The organism is Nonomuraea sp. NPDC003214 (genome assembly GCF_053590035.1).
Genome location: NZ_JBSFSX010000002.1, coordinates 512,137 through 533,829, shown reverse-complemented (window position 1 = coordinate 533,829; position 21,693 = coordinate 512,137). Strand labels below are relative to the sequence as shown.

The window sequence follows — 21,693 nt, the reverse complement described above, 5'->3', positions numbered from 1 at the left end:
GGCATGCCACCCCTGGACACGCACCTGGCCGGACTGGCCCGCGAACGCTCCACGGGCGCGCTGCGGGTCGGCCGGGCCGGCACGATCTACCTCGACGCCGGGCGGATCACGTACATGGAATGCGCCCGCACGCCGGGCGCCGAGCGGCTGCTCGCCTCCCGGGGGCGCGTGTCGGAGGCCGCGCTGCGGCGCACGCAGGCCGACGGCGGGTGCGAGCGGCTGCTGCGGGAGGGGCCGGTCACGCTCGGCGAGCTGCAGTACTGCGTGCTCGGCGCGGTGCTGGACGCGGCGTTCTTCCTGCTGCCCGCGGCGGGGCCGCGGCCGAAGTTCCGGCCGGGCGAGCGGCACTGGCTGGGCGGGCGCTGGTACTTCGACGTGGCGGGGCTGGTGCGCGAGTGCGCGCGCCGCCGCGCCCACCTGGCGAGCGTCTGGCCCGACGCCGCCGTCGACACCGCACCGGTACGGGTCTCGCCCCGGCTGCGCGGGCAGGGCGTGACGCTCACCGACGTGCAGTGGGAGGTCGTGGTCGCCGCCGACCAGGAGGCCACGCCGCTCGACCTGGCCAGGCGGCTGGGCCGGACGGGCTACGCGGTCATGCTCGCGGTGCGGCGGCTGGCCGCGGCCGGGCTGCTGCTCCCCGACGAGCGGGCCGCCCTGCCCAGACGCGCCAAGCGGCAGCCGAAGCCGGGCCCGCAGGGCGCCGGGGAGCCCGCGGAGCCCAGGCAGCAGGTGGACGTGGCCCTGCTGCTGCGGCTGAGGAAGGCGCTGGAAGAACTGGCGTGAGGACCGCTCACGCCGGGACGATCACAACGAACGGAGGACGACATGGCCGGCATGGACATCTCGCTCAAGGAGATGATGACGATCGACGGCTCGATCGGCGCGGCGATCGTCGACCACGGCAGCGGCATGGCGCTGGGCACGCTCGGCGGCTCCAAGGACCTGGACCTCCAGGTGGCGGCGGCCGGCAACACCGAGGTCGTCAAGGCCAAGCTGCGCACGATGGACTCGCTCGGGCTCAAGGACGCGATCGAGGACATCCTCATCTCGCTCAGCGGCCAGTATCACATCATCCGGCCGCTGACCGGGCGCGGCGGCAAGGGCCTGTTCCTCTACCTGGCCCTCGACCGGAGCCGGGCCAACCTGGCCCTGGCCAGGCACCAGCTCCGGGCCATCGAGGAGAAGCTGGAGGTCTGAGACCCGGTGGCTCGTGCCCGGGGCGCGGCGGGCACGAGCCACCGTCACACGCGGGAGGTGAGCCGCGTCACGGCGGCGACGATCTCGGGCCAGAGCGGGCGGGGAAGGTCGTGCCCCATGCCAGGGAACGTCAGCAGCTCGGCCCCATCGATGGCCGCCGCCGTGGCGCGCCCGCCCTCGACCGGGACGAGCTGGTCGTCCTCGCCGTGCACGACCAGCGTCGGCACCTTGACGGCCGCCAGGCCCTCGGTGCGGTCGCCGGAGGCCATGATCGCGGCGAGCTGGCGGGCCGTGCCCGGCGGGTCGAAGCAGCGGTCGAAGGCCAGGCCGGCCAGCCGCAGGACGCGCTCGCGGTCCATCTCGTAGCCCGGCGAGCCGATCACCGACCAGGTCTTGAGCGCCTGCGCCAGGACCGCCTCCCGGTCGGCCGGCGGCGCGCCGAACAGCACCGCGCCCGCGGCCTCGGTCGGCGGGGCGACCGCGGGGCCGGTGGTCGACATGATCGAGGTGAGGGTGAGCACCCGTTCCGGGTGGCGCACGGCCAGCGTCTGGGCGATCATGCCGCCCATCGACGCGCCCATGACGTGCGCCGCGGGCCAGCCGAGCGCGTCCATGAGCCCGGCGGCGTCGTCGGCCATGTCGTCCAGCAGGTACGGGGCGGCGCCCCGGAAGTCGGGCACGCCCGCCTCGTGGAAGTGCGTGGACAGACCGGCGTCGCGGTTGTCGAACCGGACGACGTGATGCCCCTGGCCGGCCAGGGCCGTGCAGAGGTCGTCGTCCCAGTGGATGAGCTGGGCGCCCAGCCCCATGATGAGCAGGAGCGGGCGCCCGTCAGGTGAGCCGAAGCTCTCGTAGGCGAGGTCGATGCCGTTCGCCGAGGCGTGGGTGGTCACGGATACTAGAATTACCTTCTAATTCGTCCCGCGTAAAGCACGCCCGGCCACCCATGCGGAAGGCTCAGGCGCCCGGCCGGGGGACGGCTCGGACGCCTGAGCTCCTTGCTGGGTCAGCTGCCCGTCAGGGTCAGCGGCCCATCAGCTTGCGGAGCCGGTCGCGGCCGAGGATCACGCCGCCACCGGCCAGGGCGAGACCGCCGGCCAGCACGGCGCCACCGACGCCACCGGTCTCCTCGCCGGCCGCCGCGGCGGCGGGCTTGGAGCCGCCGCCCGCGGGGCGCTCGCTCGCGGTGTACGCGGCCGGAGCGACGCCGCCGCTGCCGGGAGCCTCGACGCGGGGCTTGCTCTCCTCGGTCTTCTTCTCCGCCAGGATGGTCGGCGGCTGGGCCGGGTTGCGGTCCACGCGGGACCAGGCGCCGGTCGAGAAGGCCACGGGGTGGTTCTTCTTGCCCACGCCGTCGCCCCACTTGGTGATGACGTACTGGACCTCGATGTGGCCCTTGCCGCCGTTGCCGTCGACCATCAGCGTGCTGGAGTTGAACTTGCCGCCGGTCAGCTCGGCGAACGTCTTGGCGTCCAGGTCGAGCATGACGCCGTTGTTGGACGGGTTGCCGGGACCGCGGTCACCCACGAAGAAGGGCATCTTCTTGCCCTTGTAGACGACGTAGCCCTCGGTCATCAGCGGCCAGCTCGGGCTGGCGGCCAGGCCCTTCTGCATGGGCTTGCCACTGGCGGGCAGACCCGTGTCACCGGCGCGGCCGGAGGAGTCGTCCCAGAAGTAGGACGCGGTGGTCGCGCCCTTCAGCAGCACCTTCTGGCTCTCGTCGACGTCGGCGTGGGCGGCGCCGGCCCCGAAGGCGAGGGCGCCGGCGGCGGTGGCGGTGAGCAGGGCGAAGGAACGCATGCCGATACGAGCAGACATGAAAAAGTAAAGTCCTTTGTTAGGCAATGGGGAAAAGCGCTCACTCAGAAGGGCGTAGCCGGGCAGAACGCCAAACGGTCGCTACGCGGAGCGCGAGAAGTTCGGGGAAGTGGTGCCGCTCAGTGGGCGCGGGCTGGGGGTACGACGCAGCGGTACATCACAGGTAGGGTGTCCTCTCCATCTCGCCTACCGGGTTAGCTGACGGGTTCGGGCGTGGAGATGCCCTACCGGCCGCGAAGGGCCGGATTCACCCCAGAAGTTGGGTCCCCGGTTCCCGTGAGGGATTCGGCGCCAGGTGGCCGCCTCTTCCTGGTGAAGGGCTAGGTCACCACCTGGTAACGCCACCCAATGTATATGCCAAACCGGACAAACGCAAAGGTAACACCATGAATCAGGCGAAGATCTACCTAGGAGGGTCAAGAAAAGGGGGGCACGGCATTGCCGTACCCCCCTGAAACGCCAGGATCTCAGCCGCCGCTCTTGCGCCTGAAAGATCGCTTGCTGGCAGCCGGCCCGTGTGCCCCGTGAATCTTCGCGGCGTCGGCGCCCCTGCCACCCGCGCTCGTGCCCGCGGCCTGGTTGCGCTTGCGCTCCAGCGCCTCGCGGAACTTGCGCTTCATCTCGTCCTCGGGAGTCTCGCTGACTTCCGGCTCCGGTGTTTCCGCCATGGAGGACCTCCTGGTGTTGAGGGACGTACACAGCTTCGCACGATCGCCCACACGGCGCGAAACCGGGACGGCCGCCCAGCGGTTAGGGTGAGCCTGTGCGCGCACGCGATCTCGTCAGCGACTTCCCGACCGTGACGCTCGACACCCGCGCGGCCGACGCCGCCCGGCTGCTGGCCGAGCACGGGCTGCCGGGGCTCATCGTGCTCGACGACGACGGCCGTCCGCGCACGATCCTGCCCGGCACCCAGGTGCTGCGCCTGGCCGTCCCCCGCTACTGCCTCGACGACCCCGCCCTGGCCAGGGTCGTCGACGAGGAGCACGCCGACGCGTTCATGCGCGGCCTCGGCGAGCGCACGGTCCGCGAGACCCTGCCCGAGCAGCCGCGCGAGCTGCCCATCGCCGACGGCGACGCCACCCTGCTGGAGCTGGCCGCGCTCATGGCCCGCACGCACAGCCCGCTCGTCGCCGTCGTCGACGACGGCGCCCTGCTGGGCGGCGTCACGCTCCAGGCGCTGATGGGCCAGTCGCTGCCGCACTAGCTCCTTGGTGTTGCCTTGACCCGATGGCGGGCAGATTCCGGTCATGGTGAGCCCGCTCGGCCGGGATCTCGCGATCGATCTCGGCAGTGTCAGCACCCAGATCCACGCACGAGGCCGGGGCATCGTGCTCAACGAGCCCACGGCCGTCGCGCGAAGTCCCGAGACGGGCCGGGCCGTCAGGTTCGGCGCCCAGGCCGTCTGCTGCGGCGACACCTGCTGGCCGGTGCGCGGCGGCATGCCGGGAGACCCCGAGCTGGCCCGGCTCCTCATCCGCCACTTCGTGCACAGGGTGCACAAGTTCACCAGGCCGCGCCTGGTCATGGCCCTGCCCGACGGCTGCTCGCCGATCGTCGCGCGGACGCTCGGCGACCTGGCGTACGAGGCCGACGCGCGCGGCGTGGTCCTCGTGCCGCACGCGCTGGCGGTGGCCCTCGGGGCCGGAGTGGCGCTGGACGAGCCCGCCGGCGCGATGGTCGTCGACATCGGCCCCGGCCTCACCAGGATCGCCGTCCTGGCGGGCGGCGACGTGGTGACGGCCGCGTCCACCGGCGTCGGCGGCGACGACATGAACCGCGCCATCGCCCGCCTCGTCGAACACCGGCACGGCATCCTCATCAGCGAGAGCGAGGCCGAGGCCGTCAAACGCGACGCCGGCACCGCCTGGAAGCCGCTGCACCGCCAGGTCCTCGTCCACGGCCACGACCCGGAGACCGGGTGCGAGCGCGTGGTCACGGTCCCGGTGCACGACCTCTACGAGGCGACCAGGCAGCCGGTCGACGCGATCGTCCGGGCCGCCGCCCGCGCCGTGGAGCACTGCCCGCCCGAACTGGCCGCCGACCTCGGCGAGCGCGGCGCCACCCTCGCGGGCGGCGGCTCCCTGCTACGCGGCCTGGCCCGGCGGCTGCGCACCGCCCTGGCCATCCCGGTCCGCCGCGCCGACCAGCCGGTCGAGACCGTCGCCCTGGGCCTGGCCCGCTACGTCGACCGCCGGTGGCCCGGACGCACGCCCTAGCCGGTCTACTCCTGTGAGGCCGTGCGCAACGCCCGGTAGAGCAGGCGCGGGTCGCCCAGATGGTGGCGCAGCAGCTTCTCCAGGCCGCCGATCGGGACGAGGTTCTGCGGGGCGCGCGGGTCCTTGTAGTCGACGCCCGCCAGCGGCGGCAGCGCCAGCGTGAGCTCGTCGGCCAGCCGCGTCACCTGGGCGGGCTCCAGCTCGGCGCTCGCCTCGCACCGCGCGATCCCCGCCCACGGGGTCGAGGACCGTACCGGAAGCCGCACGTACCAGGCGTGCCGCCGCCAGCTCGTCCCCATGAGGAACACCGGCGTGCGCTCCCCCGGCGCGAGCGCCGACACGACCGCCGACTGCGGCGGCGGCAGGTAGGCGGTGTGGTGGGTCTTGATGTAGCCGACCGTGTTGGGCAGGTGGGTGCGCCCGCGCAGCGGGCCGTCGACCAGCAGCAGGTCACTCGTGCCGGCCCGGTGCCTGACGGCCAGGTCCACCTCCAGCTGGGTCACCTGGCGCTGGAGCGCCAGCGACAGCTCCTCCATGCTGGAGTCGGCCGCCCGCCCCGGCCGGTAGACGGCGTGCGCCGTCTTGACCTCCGGCGCGTACGGCGACGCGCTGATCAGCGAACGGCCGACCTCGATCGCCGCCAGATCCGCGCCGCCCGGCCCGCAGCGGACGATGCCCGCCGCGAACGAGGCCGCGATGCCCGGCAGCGGCATCGGCGCGTCGGCGTCCGACACCCACACGCGGGCGTCGATCCGCCGCACCCCGTCGGCCACCAGCAGCGTGTCGGGCGCGTCCACGCCGGGGCCCGGCCGGACGGGCTTCCAGTCGGCCACCGGCCGCTCGACGTCCAGGATCAGCTCGGCGCTCGTCGTGCCCAGCTCCGACAGGGCCTCCACGGCCAGCGCCGCCGCGTAGCCCGGATCCCACGGGTCGACGGTGAACCCGGTCATGGGCCCACCCGGCGCACGTGCGAGCCCTCGGTGTCGCGGCTGACCTCGAACCGTACGGGGACGCGCTCCGCCAGCGCCGGGACGTGCGTGACGACGCCCACCATGCGCTCCTGGCCCGAGGCGAGCCGTTCGAGCGTGGTGGCCACCGTGTCGAGCGTGGCGGGGTCCAGGGTGCCGAAGCCCTCGTCCAGGAAGATCGACTCCAGCCCGCGGGCGACCGTGCCCGACAGCGCCAGGGCCAGCGCCAGCGCCGCCTGGAACGTCTCGCCGCCCGACAGCGTGCGAGCGCTGCGCCGCATCCCCGCCTCCGCGTGGTCGATCACCTCGATCTCGCTGCGGCTGCCCAGAACGAGCTCGTACTGCCCGTCGGACAGCTCCCGCAACGTGTCGGACGCGGTGGCGACCAGCAGCGCCAGCGCCTCGGCGCACAGCCAGCGCTCGAACGCGTTGGCGCGCAGCCGCAGGTCCAGCTCGTGCGCCACCTGGGCCGCCTGGTCGTGCTCGGTCACCTCCGCGGTCAGCTCGGCCACCTTCGCGCGGTCCTCGCGGATGCGCTCCAGCGCCGCCTCCGACCTGGTCACGGCCGCCGCCACCGCCGCGGCGAGCTGGTCCGGTCCCCCGGCCCCACCTCCCGGTACGGGGACGCCGTGGTCGGTGAGGCGGTCGAGGAGCGCGGCCCGTTCGGCGTCACGCCTGGCCGCCAGCTCGGCCAGGGCCCGCTCCGTCTCGTCGACGACCACCCGGGTGGCGATGCCCGCCTGGTTGCGCCACTCGATCAGGTCGCTCCAGGCGTGATGCAGATCGGCCCGGTCCACCGGTGGCGGCGCCTCCGCGTGCCCGCCCAGCGTGAGCAGCCGGTCCCGGGCGGCCTCCAGGGCGCGCCAGGCGTCCTCGCCCTGCCGCGCCGCCCGCACCGCCCGCGTCCGTGCCTGCTCCAGCCGGGTCCGGCAGCCCCGCGCCGCCGACCGCGCCTCCGCGGCCACCTTCTCCGCCTTCCCCATGTCGGCCAGCCGCGCCTCGATGAACCCCCGGACCACGTCGCCGTCAAGGCCCCCACGCGACCCCCGCGAGCCCTCCCCAGGGGCGGCACCCCGTACGGGACGGCCACCCCCGGAAGGCGCGGCGCCCTCTGGGGAGGCGGCGCCGGGCCCAGGACCAGCCCCGTCCGGAGAGGCGGCGCCGCTTCCGGGGCGGGCGCCCTCCAGGGAGGCCACCCCGGCGGACGCGGAGGCTCCGGCGGACGCGGAGGCCCCGTCGGGCGCGGAGGCCCCGTCGGGCGCGGAGGTCCCGTCGGATGCGGAGGCCCCACCGGACGTGGTGGTTCCGGCGGGGTTGGTGGGGGTGGGGAGGCCGTAGGGGTGGAGGGGGTGGAGGGCGGCGGCGCAGGCGGCGCGGTGGTGGGCGAGGTCGGCGTCGAGGCGGGCGGCCTGGTCGGCGAGCATCGCGGCGGACGTCTCGGCCTTGCCGTGCTCGGTCCGCGCCTGGTCGGCGTCGCCGCGGGCGATGGACACGGCGCGCTCGGCCGTACCGAGGTCGGACAGGGCGCCGTGGCTGGGCGGGTCGGTGACGGGGCGCAGGCAGACGGGGCAGGGGTCGCCGGCCGTCAGGCGGGCGGCGAGCCCGGCGCCCGCGTGAGCGTCGCGGAGCCGGTCGCGGACGGTCTCGGCGGCGGCGAGCCGGTCGCGGGCCTCGGCGAGGCGGGCGGCGAGCGCGGGGACGCGGGCGGCCGTCTCGGCGGCGGTGGCGTGCGCGGCGGCGGCGGCCCGTTCGGCGCGGTCGAGGGCGTCGAGGGCGGCCAGCGCGGCGACGAACGCGGCGCGGTCGCCCAGGCCGGCGAGCGCCGCCTCGGCGGCCTGCTCGTCGGCGGCGAGCGTGGCGGCCTCGGCCTCCAGCGCGGTGACGGCGTCGGCGGCCTCGCGGGCGGTGGCGGCGAGGGTGGGCACCTCGGTCGGCATGGTGAGCGAGCGGAGCGCGGTGATGCGGTCGGTGAGCGCGGCGAGCGCCTCGCGGGTGCGCTGGTGTTCGGCGTCCCTGGCGCGCAGCAGCTCCAGGTCGGCGCCGATGCCGTCGGCGAGCGCGCGCAGCGAGCCGGCGCGCTCCCGCGCCTCGCGCTCGGCCTCGTCGGTGGCGCCGGACAGCTTGGCGAGCTGGTTGCGGGCGAAGGTGGCCGCCTGCCTGGCCTGCTCCTCCTCGGCCGCCGCGCGCTGCCGGATGCGGTCGTAGACGTCGGCGTCGAGCAGCTGGACGAGCAGGTCCTGGCGTTCGCGGGGGGCGGCGTGCAGGAACTCGGCGAAGCGGCCCTGGGGCAGCACCACGCACTGGGTGAAGAACCGGTATTCGAGCCCGGTGACGCGCTGGACCTCGGTGGTGACGTTCTCGCCTTCGGCGACGGGTCTGGCGACCTCGTCGAAGCCGGTGGCGCCGGGGGTCAGCTCGTCGAGCCTGGCCTCCTTGGTGCGCACGGTGCCCTTGCTGTCGCGGACCAGGGCGCGCACGACGCCGTAGCGGCGTCCGCCGCTTTCGAAGACGAGGCCGACCTTGCCGGCGGCGGCGGAGGGGGCGAGGGCGTGGGCGATCACGTTCTCCTTGCCCCAGCGCGGGACCGTCCCGTACAGGGCGAAGCAGAGAGCGTCGATGATCGTGCTCTTGCCCGCGCCGGTGGGGCCGACGAGGGCGAAGTAGTCGGTGTCGGCGAAGGAGATCTCGGTCGCGCCGCGGAAGCTGCCGAAGCCTTCGACGTGCAGCAGCAGGGGTCGCATCAGCCGGTCACCTCGTCGTGCAGGCGGTCGAACAGGGTGGCCACGCGCTCGTCCTCGCGCCCGGAGTCGGCGAGGTAGGCGCGGAACAGCTCGCGCGGGCTGCGGGCGGCGGATCCCGGCCTGCGTACGGCGTGCACGGGCCGGAACCGTTCGTCGATCACCACGTCGACGGCGCCGGGCAGCAGTTCGCGCACCTGGTCGGCGAGGCCGACGCGGGGTTTCTCCTCGACGACCACCTTGAGCCAGTCGTCGCCCGCCTCGACGGTCTCCAGCTGTTCCAGCGTGCCCCGTACGGTGCGGAGCCTCCGGGCGCCGGGGAAGGCGACCTCGCGGACCACGGCGGGGCGGCCGGGGGCGACGTCGACGAGCAGCGCGCCGGGCTCGTTGCCCTCCTCGCCGAAGTCGACGGCGATGGGCGAGCCGCTGTACCAGATCGGGCAGGGGCCGGGGATCTGCTGGCGGCGGTGCAGGTGGCCGAGGGCGGCGTACTGGGTGGCGGGCGGGAAGGCGGTCGGCTCGAAGTAGTAGGAGAAGATCGACTGGGCTTCGCGCTCGCCGCCGCCGAACCGGCCGCCGGGCAGGGTGCCGTGGGTGGTGATCAGGTTGACGGTGTCGCCGGTGAAGCTCGCGGTGAGCGCGCCGACGAGCTCGCCGATGCGGGCGGCGTAGTCGCGGTTGTGCTCGGCGGCGGTGCCGGTGAGCACCTCGGCGGCGCGCACCACGTAGCGATGGGACAGGAAGGGCAGCACGGCCAGGCGCACCGGCTCGCCGGAGCGCGCGGTGAAGGAGAGCGTGCCCCCGGCGTCGGGGCGGCGGAAGGCGCCCACGACGTGCAGGCCGAGCGCGCCGAGCACCGGCCGGTAGACCTCGAACAGCGGCGCGCTGTCGTGGTTTCCGGCCAGCACCACCACGTCGCGGCCGTCCTCGCGCAGCGCCATGAGGGCGGGCAGCACCAGCGACTGCGCCTCGGGGGTGGGCGCGGAGGTGTCGAACAGGTCGCCGGCGACGATGACGGCGTCGACGTCCTCGGCGCGGGCGGTGGCGACCAGCTCGCGCAGCACCTGCCGGTGCTCGTCGGCGCGCGAGCGGCCTTTGAGCACCTTGCCCACGTGCCAGTCGGCGGTGTGCAGGATCTTCACGTGGTCACCTCCTCGTCAGAACGGCGGGATGTCGTCTTCGGGGCCGGGCAGCCCCTGGAACGGGTCCGCCGGGGTCGCGGGGGCCCCGGGTCTCGTCACGGCCACCGCCTCGGACGGCCGGGTGGCCCAGGCGGGGAAGGGGAACGCGACGGCCAGCGGCACCGGGATCTCCGGCTGGGCCACGAACATGGTGCCGGGTTTGGCGATCGTGGCGCGCTCGCGCACGGCCGGGGGCAGCCAGCCGTACTCGGACCTGGTGGCCTCGGCGGAGTCGAGGCGGCCGGCGACGCGCACGGCGCTGTTGGCGACGATGCGGCGTTCGACCTCGGAGGCGGTCTGCTGGGCGCCGATGAGGATGACGCCGAGGCTGCGGCCGCGTTCGGCGACGTCGAGCAGAATCTCCTTGATGGGCGACTCGCCCTCGCGCGGGGCGTACTTGTTGAGCTCGTCGAGCACCACGAACAGCAGCGGCTTGGCGGTGCCGGACGACTCCTTGCGGTGGAACTCGCCGCGCAGCACCACGCCGACCACGAACCGCTGCGCCCGCTCGGGCAGGTTGTGCAGGTCGACGATGGACACCTGGGCGTCGGAGGTGCGGATGGTGTGGGCGCGGAAGAACGGCAGGTCGCCGCGGACGATGGGCGACAGGGGGCGTACGGCGCTGCGCAGGCGGCGCAGGAAGGCGTTGACGGTGCCGAGGGGCGTGGTCGCGCCGGTCCACTCGTGGCGGGAGGCCTCGTCCTGGAGCTGGTCGGACAGCAGCTCGACCAGGTCGGAGAAGGTGCGGCAGGCGGTGCCCCTGATGCGGACGGCGCCGCCGTCGCCGACGGGCTCGGCCCAGGAGTGCAGCCGGGCGGCGACCTGGCCGACGAGCAGCGAGTAGCCGGCGCGCTCGTCGTCGGCGTCGGCGAAGACGAACCGCAGCAGCTCCTCCTGGCAGAACTCCACCAGGGTCCAGAAGAACGAGCTGACCCCCTGGGTGCGGGCCGAGACGTGGGGGACGCCGTTGGGGTCGCCGGGCCGGGGCGGGGCGAAGACGTGGACGCTGGAGAAGGGCCTGGCGGGCAGCCCGAGCCGCCCGTAGACGCTGCGGGCGGCCTCGTCGAGGCGGCTGTTGTCGTGGTCGAGGAAGAGCAGGTCCTCGCCCTTGACGGAGAAGATCAGCGCCTTGGTGTTGGCCGCCTCGCCGCCGAGCACGCCCGAGTTGAAGATCGAGTAGAGCATGAACGTGGCGAACGAGGTCTTGGTCGCCACGCCGGACACGCCGGAGATCGACACGTGGGCGCCGCGGGTGCCGTCGAGGAAGTCGAAGTTCACGTACAGCGGCTGGCCGTCGCGGCCGGTGCCGATGGGGATGCGGCGGTCCATCACGTCGAAGTAGAGCGCCTGGTCGCGGTCGCCGGCGCCGGCGAGGTAGACCTGCGCGCCGGGCAGCGGCGGCACGAACACCTCGGGCTCGACCCGGGTGACGCGCACCTCGGCGACCTCGACGACGGCGGCGGGCAGCGCGCCGTCGGCGATGAGGAACACGTCGGAGTCGTAGGCGGCGCCCTCGTGGCGGGCCTCGACGGTGCTGACCACGCCCGCCATCAGGACCGGCCCGTGGCCGGGCACCTCGCGCCTGGTCACGACCACGTCGTCGAGCTGGACGACCTTGCCGGGCTCCAGCCCGATCCAGAACGACAGCGGTGAGGCCGACTGCGTGCCGAGCACCCGGCCGACCGCTTCGCCTGCCGGGACCGCCACCGCGGCGCTCGTCACCCCGTTGACCGTCACGTGTCTCTCCACCCCCACCGTCGTCATCCACCGCAGCGTAACCGGCGCCACCGACTATGACGGACAGCTTCGGCGTCCGGCCTGGCCGGGACGGCCGGGCTAGCCGCTGATGAGGGCCTTGGCCGTGAGGGTCTCCTCCCCTGCCGGGCCGGTCAGGCGGATGGACACGTCCCACACGCCGGACATGGTGAACAGCTCGCCCTCGGCGACGAACCGGCCCGGCTCCCGTTCCGCCGCGCTGAGCTCGGGCATGGCGTGGCCCATGTCGGGCATGACCGCCGATAGGGCCAGGCCGTCCGCGTCGCCCGAGGTCACGCGCGTCTCGACGACGACGGCCCCGGTCCTGGGCGGGTCGATCACGACGGTGGCGGTGTAGCGGGAGCCGGCGATGGTCAGGGTCAGCGGCTCGGCGCCCAGGGCGCGGCCGGCGACGAAGAGCGCGGCGGCGGCCACCAGGAGGGCGGCGAGGGCGATCAGGCGTCTCATCCGGCGGACGCCGATCCGGGTCCGGTCACGTCGACGGTGAAGGGCATGGTCACGATGCGGCCGTCCGTGGCGTGCTGGGCCCAGGCCAGGTACCGTCCCGGGCGGGGGAAGCTGAAGGTGAAGCGGAGGCGGTCCCCGGCCGTGCCCATCTCGTGGACGTGGCCGAGGAATGATCCGTCCTGGTTCCGTACGATCAGGTGGCCGGCCATGCCGAGCCAGGGCCGCACCCGGCCCTCGGCGGGCAGCTCGATCGTCGCCGGGCGGCCCGCGACCGGGGCGGCGGGCCGCAGCGTGGGGGCGAAGGTCTGCTCGGCGGCGGGGGCAACGGGTTCGCCGTCGACGGCGAACTCTCCGGTGAGGAGCTGGCCGCCGGAGTCCTCGCGTTCCAGCTCGGCGTAGGCGAGGTAGCGGCCGGGGCGGTCGGCGCGGAGCCTGACCTCCAGGCGACCCGGGGCGGTGCGCAGCGGGTGGACGTGGCGGAAGTAGCGGCCGTCCTCGCTGGTCACGACCACGTGGGCGAGCGCCTCGTGGTGGGAGACGAGGTCGTCGACCGGCCTGCCGGTGGAGCCGTCGGTGAGGTCGACGCGCAGCGTGAACTCCTGACCGGGGGCCGGGCGGGCCGGGGCGGTCTCCATCCGCGCCTGCGCGAACGGGCGGCCGCCCGCCGGCTGGGCGGTGGCGGTCGGGGCGGCGCCGTCGGGCGGGCCGGGCGGCAGCATCGGCTCGAAGACGACGACCATGGCCGCCACCGTCACCCCGGCCGCGGCTCCGGCGGACAGCAGCATCGCCGGGCCGCGCCGGGAGGTCGCGCCGGTGAGCAGGCCGCCCACCAGCAGCAGCCCGGCCGCGAACAGCCCGCCGTAGACGAGGAAGTCCCCCGCCGACCCGCGCTCCACCAGGACGCGGAACGGCACCACCGCGACCTCGCTCCCGGCGCGCAGCGTGAGCTGGTGCGGGCCCGTCTCCTCGACCCTGAGCTCGGTGTACGCGGGCTCCGCCGCGGCCCGTGCCGTGCCCGTGACCGTGTGGCCACCGGTCAGCGAGCGGATCTCCAGGCTCACCGGCAGCCCGTCGGCGCGTTCGTAGGCGACGACGCCGATGCGCAGCGGGCCGGGCACGCGCGACGTCCCCTTGATCACCAGCGTGACCTCGGCGCCCGCGATCGTCTGCGCGATCCGCAGGTCCGCCCCGGCCGTGACGTTGTGCGCGGCGGCCGGAGCGGCGAACACCACCACCAGGACGGCGGCGAGCAGGAACGCCCTGATCATCCTCGCGCGACGCCGGGGCGGGACGCGGCGGGGCTGTCACCGGCGGCATTGCGGCCGGCGGGATTGTGGCCGGGGGGATTGTGGCCGGCGGGGTCGTCGCCGGCGGCGTTGGGCAGGAACAGCGCGCCGAGCGCCAGGCCGACCAGCCCGGCGACGATGGGCGAGCCGGTCCACAGCTCGGGCACCGTGGGCAGCCGCCCGGCCACCGCCGAGGCCACCCCCATGTACAGCGACCAGGTCACGAACGCCGACAGCCCGGCGAACGCCCAGTAGGCGCCCCGCCGCCGCGCCGAGGGACGCAGCAACCGGATCAGCACGTCGCCGGCCAGCCCGGCCGCCACGAACGAGAGCAGGATCGGCACGTTGCCGAACGCCGTCTGCGCGCCCGGCATCAGGACGGCGATCCCGTACATCACGGTCATGCTGCCGAACGGCAGCTCCCAGCGGCGCACGAGCAGCAGCACCGGAGCCAGCATGATCACGTTGGTCATGACCATCGACGCGGCCAGGTGGCCGGGCATCTCCTCGTTGGAGAAGGCGGCCACGACGCTATCGCCGTCCCACTGCATCGCGTCGCCGTACGACAGGAACAGCGACACGAGCGTGGTCGCGAACGCCAGCCCGATCAGCGCGGGCAGCAGCCGCCCGAGCGACGGCCGGTCCCCCACGTCCGGCGCCTTCCAGGCCGAGCGGAGCGGGGTGGTGATGATGAGCAGCATCGTCACGATGAGCCCGAGATGCGAGGGGCTGAACAGGATGTCGAGCGAGGTCTCGATGCCGAGCACCGTGTGCCACATCATGTCGGCGAACCCGAACGCGGCGAACGCGGGCACCGCCACCAGCCCGGCCAGGTAGCCCATCGGCACCGCGGCCACCCCTTGCCGCCCGGTGCGGGTGTTGCGGAGCACCTGCCAGATGAGCCAGGCGGACACCGCCGCGAACCCCGAGTAGAACACCGCGTGCCAGGGGGTGAAGAACGTCTCCAGCTCGGCCGAGAGCTGGGTGTGGGCCCAGGCGTCGATCATCAGCCCGACGCCGAACCAGACGCCGAGCAGCGCCGTGACCAGGTCCGTCCGGGGCGATACCCAGGTGCGGGCCTCTCCGGAGTCCGCCAGTAATCGCCTTATGCCGGCGTTCGTCGTGGCCATCTGTTGCCCCCTTCTCCCGTCCACCGAGCGCGGAGATCGTGTCAGACGGGAGGTCAGCCGCGCATAAAGCCCGATAAGCTGCCTGTTTACGGCCCGGCCGGAACTCCGGGCCGTACGTTCGTCAGTACTGGACCCACAGGTTGTAGAGGCCGGGCGCCATCCAGTTGGTGGGGATGACGGTCTCGCAGTAGTACGAGCTCCAGGTGTGGTTGACCGTGCCCTGGTTGCCGAACCACTGGCACTGGTCGGGCCAGCCGTAGGAGGCGTGCTTGACGTAGGAGGCGGCCTGGGCGGGGGCGGACGTGGCGACGAGGGCGGCCGCGGTCAGGACGAGCGCGGCTGACAGACGCGACTTCATGAAAGAAAGTTAACTAATTACCGGGGTCCGGGCAATGCCCTCCGGGGCGTGGGTGCGGGGTCCGGGCAATGCCCTCGAAGGCTCATCGGCCAGGGCCGCGCGCAGGCGTTCGTAGGTCGGGGCCAGCGCGCGCAGACCGGCCGCGAGCGCGGCGTCGTCCCCGGTCACGACCGGCAGTTGCAGCGCGCCCACGAGGCGGGCCTGTTCCGCGGCGACGGCGGCGCCCTCCGCCAGGCCCAGCGAGGCCAGGCAGGCGGCCAGGTCGTTCGCCCGGCGGGCGCCGACGCGGACGGCGAACGCCCGCAGGAGCTCCCGCACCTGCGGGTCGAGCCGCCCCTCGGCCACCAGCTCGGCGGTCCGTTCCGCGGCCTCCGCCTGGCCCAGCGTGCCGGGGGCGACGGGCGCGTCCGTCCGGCCGCCCAGCCAGGCGAGCGCCGCGGGCAGCGAGCGGCGCAACGCCTCCTCGGGGCTCACCCGGGTCTCCCGTACGAAGGCGGAGCGCATGGTGAACGGCCGGGGCAGGTAGCTGATCAGCTCGCCCCGCCACGACTCGGCGAACTCCGCGACCGGGAGGGTGGCGTACGGGTAGCCCTGCGGGTCGTGCACGAGCACGGTGTCGTCCGTGACCTCCAGCACCACCAGGTAGTGGTCGGCGCCGACCGCCTGCCCGGAGCCGGGCTGGTAGCGCAGCAGTCCCAGCTCCAGCGGCCCGGCCAGCACCGGCCCCGCCGCGCAGGCGCGGCGCAGGCGTTCGACGGCCTCGTCCGCCGAGCCGCCGTCCTCGCGCGCGCACGTCCAGCCCAGCAGCTCGATCGCGGCGTCGAGCCCCTGCTCGGGATCCCAGCCGAACGGGTCGAACAGCGGCAGCCGCCCGCTGATCAGCTGCATCCCGTACGGGGAGCCGGTCAGCACCTCGACGACCGAGGCGGAGGGGGCCTCGTCGCCGAGGATCATGGCCAGCGAATTGGCGTAGCAGTAGGGGCCGGAACCCACATAAGGAATCGACATGCCGGCCACCTTGGCGCCTGACACGGTGTCAGCCTCAAGCCGGCGGCTTCCGGGCAGAGATGATCATGTTGGTCCCGAAGAACTTCTTCCGCCACGCGACCGACTCGAAGCCGGCCCGGCGGAGCATGGCGGCGACCTGCTGCGGCGTCATGAAGCCGAGCGTCGACTCCTTCAGATACGCGTACGACTCGCGGTCCCCGGCGACCGCCTGCCCGAGCAGGGGGATCATCATCCGGACGCCCAGCTCCACCGGATAGCGCAGCGGCCCGCGCGGCGGGCAGGTCTCCAGGATGACGACCCGGCCGCCCGGCTTCAGCACCCGGTGCTGCTCCCTCAGCACCCGCTCGGCGTCCTCGACGTTGCGCAGCAGGTAGCCGTGTGTGACGGCGTCGAAGCTCGCGTCGCCGAACGGCAGGTCGTTGGCGTCCGCGTACTGCCAGGTGATGCCCTCGGCGCCCGGTTTGCGGGCCGCCTCCTGGAGCATCCGCCCGGAGAAGTCCACGGCGTGGACGGTCGCGTCCGGATGCCGGTCCCGTACGGCGAGCGCGATGACGCCGGTGCCGGTGGCGATGTCGAGCAGGCTTCCCCCCGGCGGGAGGTGCGCGCCGGCCGCCACCTCACGGCACCACGCGGCGTGCCGCCCGAGCGTCATGATCCGGTTCATCCGGTCGTAGTAGCCGGTGATCTTGTCGAACGTCCGCTGGACCTCCAGGCCTTTGGGCGAAGGCGTTTCATGCGACGGCAACTGCGGCACTCCTCGGTTTCTCGGCGGTTCTGCGGCGCGCCCAGTAGGCGAACACCGCGGCCCCCAGCAACGGACCCCAGATCGGGCACGGGAACATCACGACGAACAGGACACCGTCCAGCCACGAGCCCATCTGGACGGCCCCGGCCAGCACCCCGGGAGCCGAGACGGACAGCGCGACCGCGCCGAACACGCCCGGCCCGACGGCCAGCATCACCGGGACGGGCCGCCCGCCCAGCCGGGGCACCCATCGCGGCACGGTCTCGCCCCACCGGCTGATCAGGCCGAGCGTCAGCACGAGGGCCAGGACGGCGCTCAGGCCGATCAGGAACCCCTGGATGCGGGTGGCCGCGTCGCCGGCCTCCACGGCGATCAGCGTGATGTGGCCGGTGCGCGGGTCGTAGCCGCCGAGCGGCCACGGCGTCGCCCACGTCAGCCGCGTCACCCCGTACGGCACGGGACAGAGGGCGGCCGCGATCGTGACCGCCTTCCCCCACCCCGGGACCGCCGCCTTCCGCTCGCGCGCGAACGAGCCGTAGGCCAGCCACGCCCAGCCGACCGCGGCGATCGCCATCGCCCACGACCAGGCGATCCGCCCGCCGAACTCGCCGAACCCGGAGGCCACGTTGACCAGGTAGCGGGCGACCGCGTCGGTCATGGTGAGCGACGCGACGAGCCCGGCCGGGAGCAGCACCGCCAGCACGTACGCGACGGGCCTGCGGCGGACGCAGCCCACCGCCACCAGCCCGGCGATCCCCAGCAGGGCGGCGGGGATCAGGGCGTAGCCGATGGACGACAGCACGGAGGCGTCGGACATCACCAGGAGGAAGAAGGCGCTCAGGACCCCGGCGACCGCGCCGGCGGCCCTGGGCCAGGACCGGACGCCGAGCGCCACCAGCACGCCCAGCACGCCGGCGGCCGCCATCAGGCCCACGCCCGGCCCGCGTTCGATCCAGTGGTTGACGCCCACCGTGACCTTGGCCGCCGCGCCGTACGGATAGCTGCCGGGGACGAACCACCACAGGGCGGCCACCGCGAGCGTCGCCGCGGAGATCGCCGATGCCGTGAGACGACGCATGCTCACCTCCCCCCGATCCCGGACTCACCGGCCGAGTCTGTCCACCTGCCCGGCCCGGCGGATCCCCCGCCGGGGGGATCTGTGCGGGCGGGGACATGCGGTGTGTCGTGCGGTCTTGTGGTTGCGCTCTTCATGACTGTGAGGCTCACAGCCCGGCGGCGGGCGGACATCCCCCAGGTGGGGGAAGGGGCGGCCCGGCGTCCCGGGCTAGCATCGCCGACGTGAGCCGACATGCCGGACGCGCCGTGCGGGCGCTCCTCTACCAGGTGCTGGGCGCGGCGCTGCTGACCCCCGTCGCCGTGGTGCTCGGCCTGCTCGTCCTGGGCGAGCCGACGCCGGCGCGCGTCCTGGTGCTGTGGGCGGCGTGCCTGCCCGCCTCGGTGCTGCTCGCCCTCGCGCCGCTGGTGCGGCGCATCGAGGTCGCCGCCCTGGCCGAGCTGCTCGACGTCCGGGTCTCCGACCGGGCCGACCGCGTCTACCTGGTGGCGCTGACGAGCCTGCACCTGTACGGGGGCGCGACGCTGGGCGCGGGCGTGCTCATGCTGTCGCCGGGACTGGTCCGGCTGGGCGATCCGGCGCTGTGGCGCGACAGCCCCGCCGTCCAGGCCGAACCGCTGGCCGCCCTGCTCGCGCTGGCCGCCGCCATGGTCGCGGCCGGGTTCGGGCAGCGGTGGGCGGCACGCCGCCTGCTGCGCGCCGAGCCGTCCCGCATGCTGGAGGAGCTCGGCCGCCGCCAGGCCCTCGCGCTGGAGCTGCACGACGCCGTCGGGCACGCGCTCAGCGTCGTCCTGGTGCAGGGCATGGCCGCGCAGGCCGCGCTCCAGCGGCCCGGCCCGCGCGCCGAGCACGCCACCCGCTCGCTGGACCACCTGCTCGACACCGCCCGCGCCGCCCAGGAGGACCTCGACGTGCTGCTCGGCGTCCTCGGCGACGGCGAGGCGGCCCGCACGCCCACGCTCGACTCGCTCGACACCCTCACCCGCGGGCTCGACGTACAGGTCACGACCGGCCCCCTCGGCCGCGTCCCCCCGGCCACCTCCCGCACCGCCTACGCCATCGCCCGCGAGGCGCTCACCAACGCCCTGCGCCACGGCTCCGGCCCCGTCACGCTCGACGTCGGCACCGACGCCGGCGAGCTGGTGCTGACCGTCGAGAACGCCACCACCGGCGCCGGCGCCTCCGGACCCCTGGCCGGGCCCCGGCGCGGCCTCACGGGCATGCGCATGCGCGCCCGCCTCGCCGGCGGGACGTGCACCACCGGGCAGGCCGGGACGACCTGGCGCGTCGAGGCGAGGCTGCCGCTGTGATCCGCGTCGTCCTGGCCGACGACGAGCCGCTGATCCGCGAAGGCTGGGCCGCCATGCTCTCCCTCCACGACGACCTCACGGTCGTCGGCCAGGCCGCCGACGGGCAGGAGGCCGTCGAGGCCGGCGCGGGCGCCGACGTCGTGCTGATGGACATCCGCATGCCCCGCATGGACGGCCTCGCCGCCACCGTCGAGCTGACCCGCCGCTCCCCCGCCACCCGCGTCGTCGTCGTCACCACCTTCGAGAACGACCAGCTCGTGTGGGCCGCCCTGCGCGCCGGAGCCGCCGGGTACGTGCTCAAACGCGCCCCGGCCGGCGAGCTCGTGGAAGCCGTCCGGCTCGTGCACTCCCGGCGCGCGGTGCTCTTCCCCGACGCGCTGCGCCGCATCGCCTCCCCGCACCACGGCAGCGCCCGGCCGCGCCGCCCCGTCACGCTGACGCCCCGCGAGCTGGAGGTGCTGCGGCACATCACGCTCGGCCAGGCCAACCCGGAGATCGCCGCCGCCCTGCACGTGTCCCGCGAGACGATCAAGACCCACGTGACCAACGTCCTGGACAAGCTCGGCGCCCGCGACCGCACCCACGCCGCCGTCCTGGCCTACGAACTCGGCCTGATCCTCCACGGCGTCGATCCCCCGTGACCCGGTTGACCTCTGATCCGCCGCTTGGGGTTCAGGCCGGGTGCGGGGGTGGGTCGAGGGCGGCCGGGGTGGCGATCTTGAGGAAGGGCACGACGACGAGCAGGGCGGCGACGGCGAAGAGGGCGAAGGCGGCGCGGATGCCGAGCCATTCGGCGAGGAGCCCCACGAGCCCGGCGCCCAGCGGCATGGCGCCCCAGCTGAACAGGCGGGCGGCCGCGTTGTAGCGGCCGAGCACGCCGGGGTCGACGAGGCGCTGGCTGAGGGTGCGGGAGTTGACGGTCCACAGGGTGCCGCCCATCCCGCCGAGGAAGGCGCCGAGGCCGACGATCCACAGGTCGGTGGTGAGGACGGGGGCGGCGACCATCGCGGCGGTGCCGATGAGGTCGGCGAGCATGGCCCAGCGGCGGCCCAGCAGGCGGTTGACGGTGGTCACGGTGAGCGCGCCGACGAGCCCGCCCGCGCCCAGCGCGCTCAGCAGGAAGCCGTACTCGCTCGCGTCCAGGCCCATGAGCCGGGTGGCGACCAGCGGGATGAGCGCCAGCCAGGCGCCCCAGCAGGCGGACAGCACGCTCAGGGCGAGCGCCATCAGGCGGAGCAGCGGCTGCTGCCACAGGCAGCGGAGTCCTTCGGCGATGCGCTGGTTGACAGTGGCGTCCGGGCGCTCGCCGGCCGGTCGCGGCCGGAAGCGGCCGGCCAGGAAGACCAGGACGGCGGTGCCGATCAGGTAGCCGGCGCCGGTCCAGCCGAGGGCGGCGGCGGACCCGGCGGCGATGAGGAGGCCGCCGACGAAGGGTCCGCAGAACTCGTTGCACACGGTCTCGGCCCCGGCGACCCAGGCGTTGGCGCGTTCGCGCCCGGCGGGGGCCACGGCGGCCGGGACGAGGGTCGCGGCCGAGGTGAGGGCGACGACCTCGGCGATCCCGAGCGCGAGACCTCCGGCGTAGAGGGCGGGCAGGGTGACGCCGCCGGTGAGGGTGAGGGCGAGCAGCCCGGCGACGACCAGGATGCGGGCGGCGTCGGCCAGCCACAGCAGCAGGCGCCGGTCGAAGCGGTCGACGAGGACGCCGACGTGCAGGGCGATCAGCAGCCACGGCAGGGTGAGGGTGAGCCCGACCCCGGCGACCTGTGCCGGGGAGTCGGTCAGCCGGGCCGCCATCAGCGGCAGCGCCATCTTGGTCACGCCGTCGGCCAGGTTCGTGATCGCCGTGAAACTCACCAGCACCGCGGTGTTGCGCCCGCTGCGATCCGCCTTCAGCACGCCGTCCACCATGTAACCCCCTATCAGCTATAGGTGGTTATCTTGCCCGGAACGAGGCGACGGCACCAGGGGTGATAACTGGTAAATTCGGTTAGCAGGTTACGCAGGCAGGCCCGGCGTCGCTGCGGCTCACCGACGAGGAGCACGCCGTCTTCCTGGAGCTGCGTGCCGGGTTCCGGGAAGCGCTCGACCCCGGCCATCCCGTGTTCCCGCACCACCTGGCGCGGGCCGACGCGATCCTGGCCGACGCGCCTCTCCTCGTCACCGTGACCCGGGCCGGGCCGGAGCGGCCGCTCGCGCCCGCCCCCGGCCTGCCCGAGGCCCGTACGGCCCTGGCGCGGCTGGCCGTGGCGTGGGCCGAGCTCGTGCTGACCGGCCAGATCCACCGGCTCAAACGGTGCGCCGAGCACACCTGCCAGGGCGCCTTCTGGGACTCCTCCAGGAACCACAGCCGCCGCTGGTGCTCGATGCGCCTGTGCGGCAACCGCACCAAGGCCCGCCGCTACGCCGCCCGGCAGCGCCCCGAGCACCCCTGAGC

23 protein-coding genes and 1 riboswitch are annotated in these 21,693 nt (G+C 74.3%); of the genes, 7 read left to right on the top strand and 16 right to left on the bottom strand.

The window, feature by feature from the left end; all coding sequences use genetic code 11:
* Nucleotides 1-3: 3 nt before the first annotated feature.
* Together ACWDXC_RS07495 and ACWDXC_RS07490 are read left to right on the top strand one after the other, a co-directional pair.
* Complete coding sequence (locus ACWDXC_RS07495; RefSeq protein WP_449979136.1) at nt 4-783, top strand: hypothetical protein; 780 nt, start codon at nt 4-6, stop codon at nt 781-783.
* A gap of 42 nt (nt 784-825) precedes the next feature.
* On the top strand, nt 826-1,197 hold the full coding sequence (locus ACWDXC_RS07490; protein WP_357585559.1) for a hypothetical protein: 372 nt from the start codon (nt 826-828) through the stop codon (nt 1,195-1,197).
* 44 nt (nt 1,198-1,241) lie between these two features.
* Here ACWDXC_RS07490 and ACWDXC_RS07485 read toward each other — a convergent pair whose 3' ends face one another.
* From ACWDXC_RS07485 to ACWDXC_RS07475, 3 genes are all read right to left on the bottom strand, one after another.
* Nucleotides 1,242-2,090: an alpha/beta fold hydrolase gene (locus ACWDXC_RS07485; protein WP_449979134.1), complete on the bottom strand. Its 849-nt coding sequence runs from the start codon at nt 2,088-2,090 to the stop codon at nt 1,242-1,244.
* A gap of 130 nt (nt 2,091-2,220) precedes the next feature.
* The gene (locus ACWDXC_RS07480; RefSeq protein ID WP_449979131.1) at nt 2,221-3,015 is read right to left on the bottom strand and encodes a hypothetical protein; all 795 of its coding nucleotides are present in this window, start codon (nt 3,013-3,015) and stop codon (nt 2,221-2,223) included.
* Nucleotides 3,016-3,183: 168 nt separating this feature from the next.
* Nucleotides 3,184-3,316: riboswitch (cyclic di-AMP (ydaO/yuaA leader) on the bottom strand.
* A 166-nt stretch (nt 3,317-3,482) separates the two neighbouring features.
* Nucleotides 3,483-3,683, bottom strand: a complete 201-nt coding sequence (locus tag ACWDXC_RS07475) for a DUF5302 domain-containing protein (RefSeq protein WP_219513739.1) — start codon at nt 3,681-3,683, stop codon at nt 3,483-3,485.
* Between the two features lie 95 nt (nt 3,684-3,778).
* Between ACWDXC_RS07475 and ACWDXC_RS07470 the strand changes: the two genes are divergently transcribed.
* Nucleotides 3,779-4,222, top strand: coding sequence for a CBS domain-containing protein (locus tag ACWDXC_RS07470; protein ID WP_219513741.1), 444 nt, complete (start codon nt 3,779-3,781; stop codon nt 4,220-4,222).
* A gap of 43 nt (nt 4,223-4,265) precedes the next feature.
* Nucleotides 4,266-5,234, top strand: coding sequence for a rod shape-determining protein (locus tag ACWDXC_RS07465; protein WP_449979128.1), 969 nt, complete (start codon nt 4,266-4,268; stop codon nt 5,232-5,234).
* Nucleotides 5,235-5,239: 5 nt separating this feature from the next.
* Here ACWDXC_RS07465 and ACWDXC_RS07460 read toward each other — a convergent pair whose 3' ends face one another.
* From ACWDXC_RS07460 to ACWDXC_RS07410, 11 genes are all read right to left on the bottom strand, one after another.
* Nucleotides 5,240-6,184, bottom strand: coding sequence for a hypothetical protein (locus ACWDXC_RS07460; protein WP_449979126.1), 945 nt, complete (start codon nt 6,182-6,184; stop codon nt 5,240-5,242).
* Entirely contained in the window at nt 6,181-8,943 is a 2,763-nt protein-coding gene (locus ACWDXC_RS07455; RefSeq protein ID WP_449979123.1) for an AAA family ATPase, read from the bottom strand. Before ACWDXC_RS07455 ends, ACWDXC_RS07460 begins: the two co-directional genes overlap by 4 nt.
* Complete coding sequence (locus tag ACWDXC_RS07450) at nt 8,943-10,082, bottom strand: exonuclease SbcCD subunit D (protein ID WP_449979121.1); 1,140 nt, start codon at nt 10,080-10,082, stop codon at nt 8,943-8,945. The genes ACWDXC_RS07455 and ACWDXC_RS07450 overlap by 1 nt, the downstream gene beginning before the upstream one ends.
* Before the next feature lie 15 nt (nt 10,083-10,097).
* Nucleotides 10,098-11,885 carry an ATP-binding protein gene (locus ACWDXC_RS07445; protein ID WP_357585545.1) on the bottom strand — a complete coding sequence of 596 codons (1,788 nt, stop codon included), beginning with the start codon at nt 11,883-11,885 and terminating at the stop codon, nt 10,098-10,100.
* Between the two features lie 72 nt (nt 11,886-11,957).
* Nucleotides 11,958-12,344, bottom strand: a complete 387-nt coding sequence (locus ACWDXC_RS07440; protein ID WP_449979118.1) for a hypothetical protein — start codon at nt 12,342-12,344, stop codon at nt 11,958-11,960.
* Nucleotides 12,341-13,612, bottom strand: a complete 1,272-nt coding sequence (locus ACWDXC_RS07435; RefSeq protein ID WP_449979116.1) for a hypothetical protein — start codon at nt 13,610-13,612, stop codon at nt 12,341-12,343. The genes ACWDXC_RS07440 and ACWDXC_RS07435 overlap by 4 nt, the downstream gene beginning before the upstream one ends.
* On the bottom strand, nt 13,609-14,760 hold the full coding sequence (locus ACWDXC_RS07430) for a hypothetical protein (RefSeq protein ID WP_449979114.1): 1,152 nt from the start codon (nt 14,758-14,760) through the stop codon (nt 13,609-13,611). Before ACWDXC_RS07430 ends, ACWDXC_RS07435 begins: the two co-directional genes overlap by 4 nt.
* 121 nt (nt 14,761-14,881) lie before the next feature.
* Nucleotides 14,882-15,118 (bottom strand): hypothetical protein, encoded by a 237-nt coding sequence (locus ACWDXC_RS07425; protein WP_219516783.1) that lies wholly within the window; start codon nt 15,116-15,118, stop codon nt 14,882-14,884.
* Between the two features lie 9 nt (nt 15,119-15,127).
* Entirely contained in the window at nt 15,128-16,126 is a 999-nt protein-coding gene (locus tag ACWDXC_RS07420) for a hypothetical protein (RefSeq protein ID WP_449979111.1), read from the bottom strand.
* 34 nt (nt 16,127-16,160) lie between these two features.
* Nucleotides 16,161-16,871, bottom strand: coding sequence for a ubiquinone/menaquinone biosynthesis methyltransferase (locus ACWDXC_RS07415; protein WP_449979109.1), 711 nt, complete (start codon nt 16,869-16,871; stop codon nt 16,161-16,163).
* Complete coding sequence (locus ACWDXC_RS07410) at nt 16,858-17,949, bottom strand: hypothetical protein (protein ID WP_449979106.1); 1,092 nt, start codon at nt 17,947-17,949, stop codon at nt 16,858-16,860. The genes ACWDXC_RS07415 and ACWDXC_RS07410 overlap by 14 nt, the downstream gene beginning before the upstream one ends.
* A 221-nt stretch (nt 17,950-18,170) precedes the next feature.
* Here ACWDXC_RS07410 and ACWDXC_RS07405 point away from each other — a divergent pair, with 221 nt between their 5' ends.
* Together ACWDXC_RS07405 and ACWDXC_RS07400 are read left to right on the top strand one after the other, a co-directional pair.
* Nucleotides 18,171-19,256: a sensor histidine kinase gene (locus tag ACWDXC_RS07405; protein ID WP_449979103.1), complete on the top strand. Its 1,086-nt coding sequence runs from the start codon at nt 18,171-18,173 to the stop codon at nt 19,254-19,256.
* Nucleotides 19,253-19,897 carry a response regulator transcription factor gene (locus ACWDXC_RS07400; RefSeq protein ID WP_219516749.1) on the top strand — a complete coding sequence of 215 codons (645 nt, stop codon included), beginning with the start codon at nt 19,253-19,255 and terminating at the stop codon, nt 19,895-19,897. Before ACWDXC_RS07405 ends, ACWDXC_RS07400 begins: the two co-directional genes overlap by 4 nt.
* A 31-nt stretch (nt 19,898-19,928) precedes the next feature.
* On the opposite strand, the gene ACWDXC_RS07395 is transcribed toward ACWDXC_RS07400, so the two are convergent.
* The gene (locus ACWDXC_RS07395; protein ID WP_449979099.1) at nt 19,929-21,155 is read right to left on the bottom strand and encodes an MFS transporter; all 1,227 of its coding nucleotides are present in this window, start codon (nt 21,153-21,155) and stop codon (nt 19,929-19,931) included.
* Between the two features lie 23 nt (nt 21,156-21,178).
* Nucleotides 21,179-21,355 carry a hypothetical protein gene (locus ACWDXC_RS07390; RefSeq protein WP_449979096.1) on the bottom strand — a complete coding sequence of 59 codons (177 nt, stop codon included), beginning with the start codon at nt 21,353-21,355 and terminating at the stop codon, nt 21,179-21,181.
* A gap of 3 nt (nt 21,356-21,358) precedes the next feature.
* Between ACWDXC_RS07390 and ACWDXC_RS07385 the strand changes: the two genes are divergently transcribed.
* Nucleotides 21,359-21,691 (top strand): CGNR zinc finger domain-containing protein, encoded by a 333-nt coding sequence (locus tag ACWDXC_RS07385; RefSeq protein WP_449979094.1) that lies wholly within the window; start codon nt 21,359-21,361, stop codon nt 21,689-21,691.
* Nucleotides 21,692-21,693: the final 2 nt, after the last annotated feature.

Coding starts and splice junctions, on each gene's coding strand:
- ACWDXC_RS07480 (WP_449979131.1), bottom strand. CDS start 3,015: ATGTCTGCTCGTATCGGCATGCGTTCCTTCGCCCTGCTCACCGCCACC.
- ACWDXC_RS07430 (WP_449979114.1), bottom strand. CDS start 14,760: ATGGCCACGACGAACGCCGGCATAAGGCGATTACTGGCGGACTCCGGA.
- ACWDXC_RS07495 (WP_449979136.1), top strand. CDS start 4: ATGCCACCCCTGGACACGCACCTGGCCGGACTGGCCCGCGAACGCTCC.
- ACWDXC_RS07440 (WP_449979118.1), bottom strand. CDS start 12,344: ATGAGACGCCTGATCGCCCTCGCCGCCCTCCTGGTGGCCGCCGCCGCG.
- ACWDXC_RS07465 (WP_449979128.1), top strand. CDS start 4,266: ATGGTGAGCCCGCTCGGCCGGGATCTCGCGATCGATCTCGGCAGTGTC.
- ACWDXC_RS07390 (WP_449979096.1), bottom strand. CDS start 21,355: ATGGCCGGGGTCGAGCGCTTCCCGGAACCCGGCACGCAGCTCCAGGAA.
- ACWDXC_RS07455 (WP_449979123.1), bottom strand. CDS start 8,943: ATGCGACCCCTGCTGCTGCACGTCGAAGGCTTCGGCAGCTTCCGCGGC.
- ACWDXC_RS07490 (WP_357585559.1), top strand. CDS start 826: ATGGCCGGCATGGACATCTCGCTCAAGGAGATGATGACGATCGACGGC.
- ACWDXC_RS07475 (WP_219513739.1), bottom strand. CDS start 3,683: ATGGCGGAAACACCGGAGCCGGAAGTCAGCGAGACTCCCGAGGACGAG.
- ACWDXC_RS07420 (WP_449979111.1), bottom strand. CDS start 16,126: ATGTCGATTCCTTATGTGGGTTCCGGCCCCTACTGCTACGCCAATTCG.
- ACWDXC_RS07425 (WP_219516783.1), bottom strand. CDS start 15,118: ATGAAGTCGCGTCTGTCAGCCGCGCTCGTCCTGACCGCGGCCGCCCTC.
- ACWDXC_RS07410 (WP_449979106.1), bottom strand. CDS start 17,949: ATGCGTCGTCTCACGGCATCGGCGATCTCCGCGGCGACGCTCGCGGTG.
- ACWDXC_RS07445 (WP_357585545.1), bottom strand. CDS start 11,885: ATGACGACGGTGGGGGTGGAGAGACACGTGACGGTCAACGGGGTGACG.
- ACWDXC_RS07460 (WP_449979126.1), bottom strand. CDS start 6,184: ATGACCGGGTTCACCGTCGACCCGTGGGATCCGGGCTACGCGGCGGCG.
- ACWDXC_RS07435 (WP_449979116.1), bottom strand. CDS start 13,612: ATGATCAGGGCGTTCCTGCTCGCCGCCGTCCTGGTGGTGGTGTTCGCC.